Genomic DNA, 13,742 nt, shown 5'->3' with positions numbered 1-13,742 from the left:
TTTGGTCACCCCATAACCCAAGTTTCGTGATATGGTCCTAGATTCGGATGTGCTGGGCGAGTAAATGCTTGCGGATATTTCTTCATAAGCTCATCGATGTTCGCTTTTTCTACCTCAACGAGGATGCCGCTGCAGACTTGACCGACCGTGTTTCTTGACATAGGTTTGTGTGGGACGATTAGATCGATCGCTCCACCTCTATCTATAAGCGGGTCTAGAGATATTAGATCAGCCCTAGATCCGTGGTGCACATGGACTGTACCGGGCATTACCCGCTCCGTCACATAGGCTCCGCACAGCACCGTCCCGCGTTCGTTATAAACTTTAACTATGTCACCACTCTTTATCCCCCTTTTCTCTGCATCAGCAGGGTGGATCCATAGGGGCTCGTAGAGGTAGCCGTCAGGGCCTCTTACTTTACAAGTAGGTACCTCCCTTATCCAAGTTATATCATCTCCTTGCGCGTGGAACCTCCATTTAGGATGGTTTGAGAATAATAGTAGTGTGTATCTTTTAGCTCTTGGGTGGAGGAGGCTTTCTTGATGAGTTTCACCATACGGTATATAGTGTGGTAGAGGTGGTCTTTCGTCATCATTTGGGAAGTGTTTAGCTAGCCCGGTAGAGACTATCTCCAGTTTGCCAGTTGGGGTTTCAAGCCCCTTTCCTTCAGGCAACTCGTAGAACCAGGTCAACCCCGGTCTGGAGCCCCAGGTAAGACCATATTTGGCTTCGATATCCTTTTGGATCTGTTTCCACTCCTCCCAGGTAGGGTGGTCTGGGATAAAGATCTTCCTCTTCTTAAACTCCTCCCAACTTATCCCATATTTCGTGTACGCAAATGTTGATTCATACATCCTCTTCATAAGCTCTTCAGGAGGTGGAAAAGCGTCTCCGATCCCCATTCTCTGTGCTACTAAGCGGCATATTTCGTAATCGCTCTTTGATTCGCCTATCGGCTCTATACACCTTTCTTGATAAGCTGTTGCACTTACCGCCGCTCTAGTCGTCATTACCAAGTCTTCGTGTTCAAAGATCGTCTGCGCCGGGAGTATTATATCGGCGAACATTGCCTCATTCTCAAGCCATGGGGTCACAGCAACTATGAACTCTATCTTTGGGCTCCTATAAGCCTCTATTATCTTACTATTCCAACACGTGATATAACAGCAGTTGGCGTTCCAGATCATGCGTATACCTGGATGACCTTCGGGTGGGAAAGTGTACTTCCTAAACTGATCCTCTCTCGGCGCTGCTATTGCACCCGTACCGTACCAAGTTACTGGAGGGTTCAGAATCGCATCGGCTACAAGCACCTTTGGCACAATTACCGGGGAAATGGCTGCAACGGTGTATCTAGCTACAGTGCTGCCGACGAATGATCTTGTGGTCTCTGGGTACTGTGGAATAGGTGCCAAGTTCTTCCCTGTAGCAGCTGGATAGAAACCTCTAAGCAGCTGTCTCCCAGGTTTCCCTACTCCTTGCATAGCCAAACATATTACCTCTAGTCTGGCCAGCTCGTGGGCGTATGGGCCTCTGATCTTCGGTCCTCCAAACCAGAGCGCTAGAGAGGTTCGCTTCTTAAACCAAGTTTTAGCTAACGCCTTTATTGTTCTAGTAGGTATGCCAGTTATTCTCTCAGCCCACTCAGGTGTCTTCGGCACTCCATCTTCCTCACCCATCACATATCTACGAAAATCGTCGAAGCCGACGCAGTGAGTCTGAAGGAAGTTCTTGTCGTATGTTCCAGCCTTTATCCAGAGGTAGGCGATCGCTAGATAAAGCGCTCCATCTGTGTTTGGTCTTATAGGGATCCACTTGTCAGCGTGAATGGCGTTGGCAAAGTTGCAGTCGGGAGATATGGCAACTATCTTTATTCCAGCTTCCTTAAACCATCTGCACATAATACTTCCGATCTGACCAGCGAAGCCAGCAACCGTAGACTCTGGATCACACCCTGTAAATATCAGCACCTCAGTATTCTCTAAAATATCATCAAAGATTGCGTCTTGGTGTGGAAGCCCTGCGTGCGGTCCCTCCATCCCCCAAATGTGCTTTGCACCCCAATAGTAGCCCTCCCAGCTATCTGGGTTTCTAACCTGCTGGGTCCAGCCGCCGAGCTGGCGGAAAAGTTCGTGGTGGATACCATGGGGTGTCTGTACCGCTCCTCCTTGCCCGTGACCGTCGTCTTGCACAAGCACAGACCATAACCCGTATGTTTCCTTTATTCTCTTTAATTCCTTCTCGATTATATCAAGGGCTTCCTCCCAACTTATCCTGACAAACCCACTCTTCCCCCTATTCTGCGGGTTCCTATTTTCAGGGCTCCAGTCTACCCTCTTTAACGGATACTTGACTCTATTCGGCGAATAAACGCGTTTCTTGTATGCTAGGCTTACCCAGTAGGGGAGTGTTTTAGCAGGTTGGGTAAAGCGTTTCCCTCTTGCCTTTATCTCGTAGAGCCTAACTCCCTCGAAATGGAGAGGCTTTATCCTCAGTATTTTGCCGTTTTTAACGTGAACTTCCAACGGTTCTGCTGAGCCTGAGAGCCCCCCTAACCCGTGGCTAACATAACACACCTTAACATCTGTAGTATGCTCCAATCCTATTGATCCCCTACTTCTTCTTGACCACGCTTATCGTAATCAAGAAACCGCCTTCTTACCTACTTCGGTAGCTACCCATTTTCTGCTCTCTTTATCCCAGCGTAGGCCTCCGGAAGCTTCTAGTGCTCCTATGAAGTAGCCTGCGAAGACCTTATACTTCTCATATGTGACTCCTAAATCTTTCTCGACATACTTCTCGATCTCATCTTTTGTTCTTGGAGTGGTGCAGAACCTTAGGATCTCCTTGAAGGTTTTGCCGAAGGTGGGGTCATTAAGGTAAGAGTCTAAAGTCCCTGTTCTATAATCCTCAAGCTTTTCCATATCACAACCTACCTCTGGATGTTTAAATTCCCCGTTTTTCTTATTTAAGGTTTTCTTTAGATGGATCTTTTACCTCCTTAAGTTTATGATTTGTAGGTTTAGATCGCGGTTTGTTATGTATATGCCTAACGTCTTCTTCTTGTACCCTTCTTTTTCGATCTCAACAAGATATCTGTGGTTCCACTTCAGATTCTTAAGCCAGAAGTCTCCAAACTCGTCTGTGTAAGCTTCAAGCTTTTCGGATGTGTATAGATCTATTGCGGTTACCTTGGCGTTCGCAATTGCTTCTTTTAGATCAGGGTCCACCAAGCTCCCTGTGATAAAGGGTTGAGGTAGATTCAAGTAATATACCCTTGGCTGAGCATTATACTCGGGATAAAGGGTCTTTGCTCTATTGATTAGTTCCCTGATTTTCGGGTCGTTTTCTTCTCCATATATTATGGCCTCGATTGGGCAGGCGTCATAGCATCGGGGTCCATATCTCCAGTTAGGATCGTCTAGCAGATGAGCACAAAATGTGCATTTCTGAGCGATTCCCAATTGGTCGTTGAAGTAAATAACGTCGTATGGACAGGCTTTCATACAAAGTGGTCCTGCGTCTAATGACTTGCAGCCGTTACATATATCCGGTTCAATCAGCACTATTCCGTCGGCGCGTTTAGTAATCGCGTTAACTGGGCAAGCTTTAATGCAGGGTGCGTTGTCGCAGTGCATGCAAGGGACTGGAGTATAAGTTACTTTGACTTTAGGCGTGGTTCCTCTCTCTTGCGCATCTACCCTAATCCAGAAGGCTCCATATTCGGGTTGAGGTTTAGAGTATGGGGTCCAATCATTGGTTACGAACTCATCTTTGCAAGCGACTACGCAGCTTAAACAACCTATGCATTTTTCGACATCAATGACAAAGACCTTGCCCATTTCACCTCACCTCCTCAGTTAGGTAAGCCTCTGTTATCGGACCCATAATGGGATGCATCTTCCTCGTGAATGCTTGAGGATATTTCTTCTTCAGCTCTTCGAGGTCAACTTTTTTAACCCCAACCAAGAATCCTGAGCAGACCTGTTCGGGAACCCTAATCTCTTCACCTCTCTTATATTTGAAGGATGGTGTTGGCGTTAAGAGGTCTATCGCACCACCTCTATCGATCCTGTCTTCGACGCTAAGCGGATCTAACCTTGCACCGTGATCTATGGATATCACACCTGGTTTGATCTTCTCTGTAACCAAGACCCCTGCAAGAACAGAGCCTAAATCGTTATAAATCATTACAACATCGCCGGTCTTTACCCTTAGTCTCTCAGCGTCAGAAGGGTGAATCCAAACAGCCTCGTAGAGGTAACCGTCCTCTCCTTTGACTCTGTATGCCTCCCTTAACCACATTATTTCGTCTCCTTGTGAATGAAACCTATACCTTGGGTGGTTTGAGCATAAGAGGAACGGGTACTTCTGGCTTTTTGCTGAAGTTGGCAACTCGTGGTGCTCAATCCATTTAGCTATAGGTGGTCTTTCGGGATCGTTGGGTGCGTGCTTCAAAGCTAATTGTGATTGAAACTCTATTTTGCTGCTAGGCGTTTCTAAGCCTGAGCCGTTCTTGTAGAATTTACCCATGAAGCAATCGTATGCCTCGTATCCGTACCTCTTCTTGATTTCAACCCACTCTTCCCAGGATGGGTGGCTGTAGATGATAAGTTTCTTGCTCTTCTTGAACTCTTCCCAGCTTATGCCATACTTTCTGCAGGCTAATGTCTTCTCATAGAACTCCTTGAGAACGACTTCAGGCTCTGGAAAGGCTTGAAGCAGCTCAGGCTTATTGAACTCCTTTGCCAGCCTCTCTGCAATCATCCTATGAATTTCGTAGTCGCTCTTTGATTCACCAATCGGTTCAATAATCCTTTCGTGGTACACTAAGCCGATGATTTCAGACCTTGCGCTAACCACTAGATCATCCACCTCAAAATCAGTCAGTCCAGGCAAAATTAGATCCGCAAACAGGGCATCGTTTTCAAACCACGGGTGGATCACTAGATGAAACTCGATCTTCGGGCTTCTCAAAGCTTCGATGAACTGGTATCCGTGCCAGCAGGTCGTGTAGCAGCCATTTTCGTTCCATATCATTCTGATACCAGGATGCCCATCTACCGGAGGGTATCTATACTTCACAAAGAGGTCTTGCATCGTGTTCATTTGAGCGCCAGAGCACCACCACGTCACAGGGGGATTTAGTATCGCGTCTGGAACCAGGGTTTTTATGAGTGGTATCGCTGGCGGAGGCTGAACCTTAAAGGCGTAAGCGGTTCTGGGGATGTAGGTACGCGCCTCTGTCAACACATCAGGATAGACGGGTAATGGCGCGATATCCTTTACATTTAATCTAGATGAGATCCAGAATCTCAAGAATTGTCTACCATCTTTCCCCAGCCCTTGCATAGCAAGAGCATATGCTTCCATTCTACCGGGGATATGGGAGTATGGGCCCCTAATCTTAGAGCCACCGTAGACGACCGCTAGAGACGTCTTCTTGCTAGCCCAAACTCTTGCTAGAGCCTTTATCTCCCATGCGGGTACGCCTGTTATCTTCTCAGCCCATTCAGGCGTCTTTGGAACACCATCATCTTCTCCAAGCACGTGTTTCATAAAACCTTCGAAGCCTATGCAGCATCTCTGAACGTAATCTTTGTCATAGAGATTCTCCTTGATCCATACATATGCTAAGGCTAGGTATAGTGCTGCGTCTGTATTGGGGTTTATTGGGATCCACTTATCGGCCCAAACTGCTTCGCTATAATTTAGGTCCGGTGATATTGCTATTATCTTAATCCCTGCCTTTTTTAGTGCTTCACATAGATGTGTGGCGTGGGAGCTGAAGCCAGCAGCCGTTGTTTCTGGATCACACCCTGAGAATATAACGACTTCACCATGTTGTAGAACGTTCTCCCAAACGCCGTCTGTGTATGGTTCACCGAGGGTCGGATCAAAACCCCACACAAGTTTTGCTCCCCAATAGTAGCCCTCCCAGCTGTCTGGGTTTCTGATCTGCTGAGTCCATCCGAAACCTAGCTTGTCAAATAGCATATGGCCGTAGAAGTGCATGGTGTGCAGAAAGCCTGATTGCCCGTGCCCATCGCCCTGTACTAATATTGGTGTGCAGTCACCGTACTTCTCCTTAATCCTTTTGATCATTTTGACGACTATATCGATGGCTTCGTCCCAGGAGATTCTGACGTAACCAGACTTACCTCTGTTTTGGGGGTTAGGGTTATCTGGGCTCCAATCAACCCTCTTCATAGGGTACTTAACTCTAGTAGGTGTGTAGACGCGGTTTCGATAAGCTAACATTTGAGGATGGGGGACTGCTTTCTTCGGTCTTGTAAACAAGCCTCGATCTGTCTTGATCTCCCAAACCCTCGTCTCCTCTGGAAAATGGCAGGGTAAGATCCTTACTATATGGTTATCCTTGACGTGCACCTCCATCGGAGGAGGGGAGTAGCAAAAGCCGCCTAATCCAGAGGGTAGGTGTTCAACCCTATATGGAGGATCGGTTTCAGCCTTAGATTGTGGAGAATTCGAGCTCGGACCCTTTTGTTGAGAAGATTTAATTTCCAATTTCAGCTCATCACCTTAAGCTGCAATAATTGATATATGAAGATTTCTACGACCAGTTCTCGTTGAATCGCAGAAGGTGCTTAATCAAGTACTCTGAGATTGATAAATAGAGCCATCTTCTTACGGTGTAGTGTGGAGTTTTACTTCCCTAGATAACTCTTTTTTACTTCTGGATTTTCCAAGAGTTTTTCGGACATTCCCTCTAAAACTATTCTCCCGTTCTCGATTACGTACGCTCTTTGCGTGAGTTGTAGGGAGAGGTATACATTCTGTTCGACTAGTAGGATAGCGGTTTTCTCTCTATAATTTATCTTTTTTATAGTATCAAATATAGATAAGGCTAATTTAGGAGCAATGCCGAGAGAAGGTTCATCTAGTAGGAGTAATTTGGGTCTCATCATCAGAGCTCTGCCGATCGCGAGCATCTGCTGTTCACCGCCGCTCAATGTTCCAGCTAACTGCTTCCTCCTCTCTTTTAGTCTGGGGAAGAGTTCAAATACCGTCTCGATAGTTTCGTGCCGCTTCTTCCAAGCTTCTGAAAGGTAGGCGCCCATTTTTAGATTTTCTTCTACAGTTAGTTGCGGAAAGAGCCTTCTTCCTTCCATGACGTGTGCGATGCCGTGTGCTGCTCTTACCGTAGGTTTAGAGGTTGTGATATCGTTGTTGAAGAACTTTATTCTGCCCTTCTTCGGGTATAGTAGTCCGCCTATGGTTCTTAACAAGGTTGTTTTACCGGCTCCGTTGCTTCCAATGACCGAAACCATCTCTCCTTCTGATATCTTTAGACTGACATCCCATAAGACCTGTAGGCTTCCGTATGCTGCATCAATATTTTCTACTTCTAGCATGTAAACCACCTACGTGGTAGGCATCCTACCTAAATAGGCTTCTATCACGTTAGCGTCGGTTGAGATCTTCGCTGGTGGCCCCTCAGCTATCAGAGTACCCTGGTGAAGCACAAGTATTCGCTCCGCTAATGACATAACAACCTTCATCACGTGCTCCGTTAACATAATCGTTGTACCTTCTTTATGGATTTTCTTAACTGTTTCTATCATGTCATCTGTTTCTCTCGGGTTTAAACCAGCGAATGTTTCATCAAACATAAGGAGTTTAGGTTTGGTTGCTAACGCTCTAGCCATCTCGCAACGCCTTCTATAGTTGAAGTTTAACTTACCTATGGGTTGATTAGCGTAATCATCTAGCATAAGGAAGCCTATTATCTTCTTAGCGTGTTCATTTGCTTCCTTTAGCGTCATGCCTATCCCTAACGCGCCTACCATAACGTTTTCAAATAGTGTAAGAGTCATAAATGGGCGGGGGATTTGGAAGGTTCTTGCTATTCCTAGTTTGCATATTTTATGGCTTGGTAAACCTGTGATGTCTTTGCCGTCGAACATTACTCTGCCGGATGTAGGCTTATAGAAGCCAGTTATGCAATTATAAAGAGTTGTTTTGCCTGCACCATTTGGTCCGATGAGGCCCACTATTTCCCCTTTGTCGACTTTTAGTTCAACCTTGCTTAAAGCTACCACACCGCCAAAGTTCTTGCGTAGCTCATTGACTTCTAATAACGCCAAAGTATCTCGACTTACCATCTTTCACACGGATTTATATATTTTTAATCAGTAGTCTATAAAGATGTCAGTACCATCGAGGTATGGTGATCAAGGCGAATATCTTGTGCTGCTTAGGACAAGCAGATGAAACTCTTAGTTAGTGCTCAATCTGAATTGTCTACAGGCTATCCTCTAGGATTTTATTTCTTTCCTTTTACGTCTGCTTGGCGGTTAAATCGTGCAACAAAGCAGCATGACAGTTAAATTAATATAGTAGCGGATACGATAAATCTGTGCGTGATGGCTTTGGTTAGCACACGTGTTATCGCAGCAGTCGCCATAGTCCTTATCATCATTGCTGGTGTAGGAGGCTACCTTGGTGGGGCAAGTCAAGTCACAACCACAACTGTGACACAGACGGTTACAGAAACTCGTCGTGAAACTCTGACACAGACGGTTACATCAACAACCCTAGCACCAGGAGCACCATATACAACAACCGTAACCGCAACAGCGCCTCCAACAACAACCACAGTAACAAGAACAGTAACAACCACCGTGACAACGACAGTAGCGACAACCGCCACACCAGCAAAGCCGATCTTGGAGGGATATGAGCTCAGAGTAGGCATAGTCTTACCTCTCTCAGGCGGCTTGGCTGCCTTCGGTCAATCTGGGTATCGCGGTGCGCTCTTAGCGACTGATGAGATAAATGAGGCGGGCGGCATATTGGGGGCTAAGATTAAGCTTGTTGTTGAGGATTTCGCCGGAGATCCTAAGGTTGCTGTAACCGCTACAGAGAAGGTGATTACGGTGAATAAGGTACACGTTCTGAGGGGATACTTCACAAGCAGTGCTGCAATGGCTGCTATGCCGACTGCAGAGAAGTATAAGACCCCTGTTCTCTCTATCGGATCATCGGCTAAGGAGCTTTGTGAGCAAGGTTGGAAATACTGGTTCAAGACACCTCCGAACAGCACAATGTTCTCCCTTGTGGTCACAGAATTCATGAGTAAGCAGCTTGAACCGATGCTGAAGTTAGGAAGACCGCTGAAAGTCGCGGTGCTTCATGAAAACACCCTTATGGGTGTATCGGATAAGAATGAATTCCTAAAGATGGTCGAAGGAAAAGGTCTGAAGTGGGAGATAGTCGCTGCTGAAGCCTACACTGCCGGTGCACTAGACTTCAAACCAGTACTTGAGAAGCTAAAGGCTTTGAACCCCGATGTGGTTGCGGCGTCTGGCTACTTAACAGACACCGTTTTGATCGCCAAACAGTCTAAGGAGATAGGTTTCAACCCAATATGGGTAAGCATAGGCGGCGCAGGTATGCAGACCCCTGCGCTCATCGAGCTGGCTGGCGAAAACGTCGCATACTGGTTCGTAGCAAACGAATACTGGTGGGACAGGAACTATCCAAGCGCAGACGCAGGACTTAGGGTTGCTAAAGCTTTCATGGCTAGGTACGGATATCCTCCAGACTTCCAAGGCTGGACCGGGTATGCCGGGATGTATATACTTAAAGAACTCATTGAGAAAGCAGCTGAGGAGAACCCTGACAAAGTGAAACAGATGTTCGCGAACGACGACGTCACAGCGATCCGAGAGATGATTAGAAACGGTCTTGCCACGATGAAATTCTACCTAGATTGGACCGGGGAACTCTACTTTGAAGCAAACGGGCAACTAGCGTATTCGTTAACCGGGCCTACGATGGGCTGCACGATAATCCAGATACAGCCCGCAAAACCGACAGACCTTTGGTCAGCCCAAGGTCTCACCTTCCGCACAGTCTACTCACCAGTCTACAAAGTGGCTGATCCTCTGCTTCCACCCAAATAACGCCTTACCATAAAAGGGAGCGCACACCATCGCTCCCTCATCCATCTTTTTGACTATTTGCTGAGTAAATAATTTGAGCAGAGTGCTGCACGAAATTATAAATTTTATCGGTTCTGTGAGAAGCGAGCTCTAACACAGAGTAAACCTTTTAAATACCAAAGAAAGAACCTTCAGCAGTATGGTAGTTTTAGGAGATCTGCTATCAAGTATTGTTGTACACGGGCTTATGCTTGGAGCCATATACGCGACTATAGCGATGGGCATGAGCCTAATCTTCGGAGTAATGGGTATCAAAAACTTGGCACACGGCGACTTCGCTGTGTTAGGAATGTTCACATCCTTCTGGCTATTCACATTATACAATATATCACCACTTCTATCGATACCGATTTCTTTTGCATTGTTCTTTTGCATTGGAATGATCTTAACTCGATTTGTGTTTAAACACATCATCGGCGAAATACTTGGATCCATCATCCTAACGTTCGGCCTATCTATATTCATGGAGAACGTTATGCTACTATTTTGGGGCGGGGACTATAGGACCATCCCGGTGGAGTTTGGTAAATACTCCTTTGGCCCGATTTCCGTAGGCGGTAGCTACGTTGTGGCGTTTGTGTTAACCATTATTCTAATAATTCTTACACAGCTCTTCCTATCAAGAACCAAAATAGGTGTAGCAATTAGAGCTGTAAGCCAAGACCCAGAAGCAGCAGAATCCTTGGGCATAAGTTCTAATACGATTCGATTAATAGGAGGCGGTTTAGGGATAGCCTTAGCAGGTTCTGGAGGCGCGATTCTCGCCTTAATCTACTACATCTATCCATATCTCGGAATACTCCTAACACTATACGCTCTGATAATCTGTGTCTTCACAGGCTTAGGTAACGTCGCAGGCACAATCTTCGGAGGCATCATCATAGGCATCGTTCAAGCAGCAGCAACTATACAACTTCCTTACTCACTAACCCCGGTTGTGGGATTCATACTTTTCCTATTGGTACTCATATTCAGACCCAAAGGATTGTTTACACGGGGGTAATTTGGCTATGAAACCAAGTCTAAGAACCATTCTACTGATCGCTTTAATCATTATCGCGCTAATTGCACCCCTACAGATTGCCACTCACACGTACCTCCTACATATTATAGTGCTTATCTTTTCGTTCGCCGCCCTTGCTCAATCATGGAACCTGCTAGCCGGATACGCTGGTCAACCATCGCTAGGGCACGCACTCTTCTTCGGAATGGGCGCATATACGGCTGGCATACTTACGCTGCACACAGAGTATTTTAAAACTAATCCTTGGCCTTCACTCATTCTAGGAGGATTCGTGGGAGCACTACTGGGTATAGCGATTGGAGCCGTATGTTTTAGGCTAAGGGGCCCATACTTTGCTTTAGCAACGTTAGCTGCAACCGAAGTTGCAAGGCTCATAGTAATGAACTCAGAATTTACGAATGGAGCAATAGGGATCACAATAAGAGTACCACCACCAATTACAACACCATTCTTCACCATAGACTTTACAGAAAAGCTGCCATACTACTATATCACACTTGTCATAATGATTCTCTCCTTTTACGCTGTGTATACCCTATCAAAGTCTCGTTACGGGTTGCTATTGCGATCGATCAGAGACGATGAAGACGCTGCGATGACACTTGGCGTAAACGCCTTTAGGCTAAAATTGTTCACGATGTTCATAAGCGGCTTCATCGCAGGAGTTGTTGGCTCTTTATACGCTATCTACATTTCTTACATAGACCCAGCCATGGATCCAGGCGGAGTTCTCACATTATTCACTTCAATCGAACCCGTACTAATAACTATAATAGGAGGAGCCGCTACCATCATAGGACCATTAATAGGTTCGGTTATAAGAGTCGGGGTAGGCGAATACCTCCGAGTAATATTCGGCTGGAGAGCAGGAATGGATCTCATCTTCTTCGGTCTGATATTTCTAATAATCTTCTTCCTAGCGCGCAAAGGAATCTGGGGACTTATAAGAAGCAGAATCAAAATCAGGTAACAAGCTGAGGCTATCCACCTAGGGAAAACCGCACGGTACATTTTATAAGAATCTTAATTTTAAGAAACATAGTTTAAAAGAACCATATTGCCGTTCAGATAAGTCATTAACGGACTCGATGAGTGTGTAAAAATTTAAATAAGAGATTGAACCAATAACCATCTGGTGTAATAGTGAAGTTGGCAGAATCGCAGGATCTTGAAGTGAAAATTATTGGCGGACACAATGGTGCGCCTTGCTGTTGGGTACGCTGCGGCATGTTGGCTTACGTAGACAAAAAGACAGGAAAGCTGGTTAGGGTTGAGGGAAATCCTAACCATCCAGTGAGCAGAGGGTTCGTATGCAAGGATAGGGTTACGCATTCAGTTGAATGGCTTTACCACCCAGCGCAGCTACTCTACCCCTTAAAGAGGGTAGGTGAAAGAGGTGAGAACAAGTGGCAAAGGATCGGTTGGGAGCAAGCCCTCGACGAAATAGCTGATAAGCTTAAAGAGATCAGAGACAAATATGGTCCAGAGGCGATAGCAACATGCGAAGGCACATACAGATCTGACTTATACTGGGCTAGGGCAAGGTTCCTCAACCTCTACGGTAACCCAGCGAACACTTTTGGACCAGGAACCATCTGCTCCACAAACTGCGTCGCCATACAATACGGTATGCTAGGCACAAACACACATACGCCTGATATAGCTAACGCAGCTCTAATAGTGCTTGCGAGCAGAAACCCGCCTGAATCTTTACCCCTCCACTGGCACGTGATAATGGCTAGAAAGAGAGCGGGGAAGACCAAGCTTATCACAATAGACCCGAGAATGACCGAGTCAGCTAGAAACTCAGACGTCTGGCTTCAGATCAGACCAGGCACCGATGTCGCTCTCTTCATGGCTTGGATACGCTACATAATCGAGAACGAGCTTTACGATAAACAATTTGTCGAAAAGTGGACAAACGCACCATTTTTAGTACAGGTTGAGCCGAGAAAGATGCTGACCGAAAGCGATGTGAAGCCAGGCGGCTCTAAGGAGAAGTTCGTTGTGTGGGATACAGTAACAGGTGGACCAGCAATATGGAACCCTCAGGAGATGGAGTATGAGCCGAAGGGTACAAAGCCCGCACTCAAGGGAACGTTCAAGGTGAAGTTAGCGGATGGCAGAGAAGTAGAGTGCAAGACTGCTTGGCAGATGATCATTGACCGTGTTGAGCCCTGCACCCCAGAATGGGCTGAAAAGATAACTTGGGTACCGAAGGAGAAGATCATTGAATCGGCACGAATGTACGGCAGTATAAGGCCTGCTTGCATATACAGAGGTGTAGCTCTTGACCAAATAGGCATCAACTCAACAGAAGCAGAGCTCTGCAAAACGATAATCAGGGCGATAACCGGAAACCTGGACGTCATAGGCGGAGACCACATGACCTACCCAGGCCCGGTTGTAAACGGTAAACAGTTCATTAGAGACGCACACCTCCAACTCGAAGACAAACTCCCACCGGAGATGAAAAGAAAGCAGTTAGGCATCTTGGAGCATCCTGTGCAAGGTTGGCCCCAGTACGATATCACCAGCAAGTACTACAAAGAGCGCTACGGCGTTCCTCAATGCATGTCTGGGCACATGTTCCAACCACCCATCCCTTACCTCTGGCGCGCCATAATAACTGGGAAACCTTACCCGATCAAGGGTCTGATAACCTTCGGAGGTAACCCGCTCGTCTACGCAGCCAACACAAAGCTCGTCTATAAAGCCCTTAAACACCCTGGATTGGAACTTCACGTTGT

General features: G+C 46.4%; 10 protein-coding genes. 4 read left to right on the top strand and 6 right to left on the bottom strand.

Features of this window, described 5'->3' with window-relative positions; all coding sequences use genetic code 11:
* Nucleotides 1-5: 5 nt before the first annotated feature.
* From HA494_08990 to HA494_08965, 6 genes are all read right to left on the bottom strand, one after another.
* Nucleotides 6-2,600, bottom strand: a complete 2,595-nt coding sequence (locus HA494_08990; GenBank protein NHV97899.1) for a molybdopterin-dependent oxidoreductase — start codon at nucleotides 2,598-2,600, stop codon at nucleotides 6-8.
* A gap of 42 nt (nucleotides 2,601-2,642) precedes the next feature.
* Nucleotides 2,643-2,924 (bottom strand): hypothetical protein, encoded by a 282-nt coding sequence (locus HA494_08985; protein ID NHV97898.1) that lies wholly within the window; start codon nucleotides 2,922-2,924, stop codon nucleotides 2,643-2,645.
* A gap of 69 nt (nucleotides 2,925-2,993) precedes the next feature.
* Nucleotides 2,994-3,842 (bottom strand): 4Fe-4S dicluster domain-containing protein, encoded by an 849-nt coding sequence (locus HA494_08980; GenBank protein ID NHV97897.1) that lies wholly within the window; start codon nucleotides 3,840-3,842, stop codon nucleotides 2,994-2,996.
* 1 nt (nucleotide 3,843) lies between these two features.
* The gene (locus HA494_08975; protein NHV97896.1) at nucleotides 3,844-6,528 is read right to left on the bottom strand and encodes a molybdopterin-dependent oxidoreductase; all 2,685 of its coding nucleotides are present in this window, start codon (nucleotides 6,526-6,528) and stop codon (nucleotides 3,844-3,846) included.
* 140 nt (nucleotides 6,529-6,668) lie between these two features.
* Complete coding sequence (locus HA494_08970; protein NHV97895.1) at nucleotides 6,669-7,376, bottom strand: ABC transporter ATP-binding protein; 708 nt, start codon at nucleotides 7,374-7,376, stop codon at nucleotides 6,669-6,671.
* 9 nt (nucleotides 7,377-7,385) lie between these two features.
* Nucleotides 7,386-8,108 carry an ABC transporter ATP-binding protein gene (locus HA494_08965; protein ID NHV97894.1) on the bottom strand — a complete coding sequence of 241 codons (723 nt, stop codon included), beginning with the start codon at nucleotides 8,106-8,108 and terminating at the stop codon, nucleotides 7,386-7,388.
* Nucleotides 8,109-8,387: 279 nt separating this feature from the next.
* On the opposite strand from HA494_08965, the gene HA494_08960 reads away from it, so the two are divergent.
* The 4 genes from HA494_08960 to HA494_08945 all read left to right on the top strand — a co-directional run.
* On the top strand, nucleotides 8,388-9,929 hold the full coding sequence (locus tag HA494_08960) for an ABC transporter substrate-binding protein (protein ID NHV97893.1): 1,542 nt from the start codon (nucleotides 8,388-8,390) through the stop codon (nucleotides 9,927-9,929).
* A gap of 178 nt (nucleotides 9,930-10,107) precedes the next feature.
* A complete protein-coding gene (locus HA494_08955) occupies nucleotides 10,108-10,971 on the top strand; it encodes a branched-chain amino acid ABC transporter permease (protein NHV97892.1) in 864 nt (287 codons plus the stop codon).
* A 7-nt stretch (nucleotides 10,972-10,978) separates the two neighbouring features.
* A complete protein-coding gene (locus HA494_08950) occupies nucleotides 10,979-11,962 on the top strand; it encodes a branched-chain amino acid ABC transporter permease (GenBank protein ID NHV97891.1) in 984 nt (327 codons plus the stop codon).
* A 260-nt stretch (nucleotides 11,963-12,222) separates the two neighbouring features.
* Nucleotides 12,223-13,742: molybdopterin-dependent oxidoreductase (locus HA494_08945; GenBank protein NHV97890.1), on the top strand; the 1,520-nt coding region annotated here is incomplete at its 3' end.

Source organism: Nitrososphaerota archaeon, from assembly GCA_011605775.1.
Lineage (GTDB): Archaea > Thermoproteota > Nitrososphaeria > Nitrososphaerales > JAAOZN01 > JAAOZN01.
Note: the sequence above shows the minus strand (reverse complement) of the source record. Positions and strands in the feature narration are given on the sequence as shown.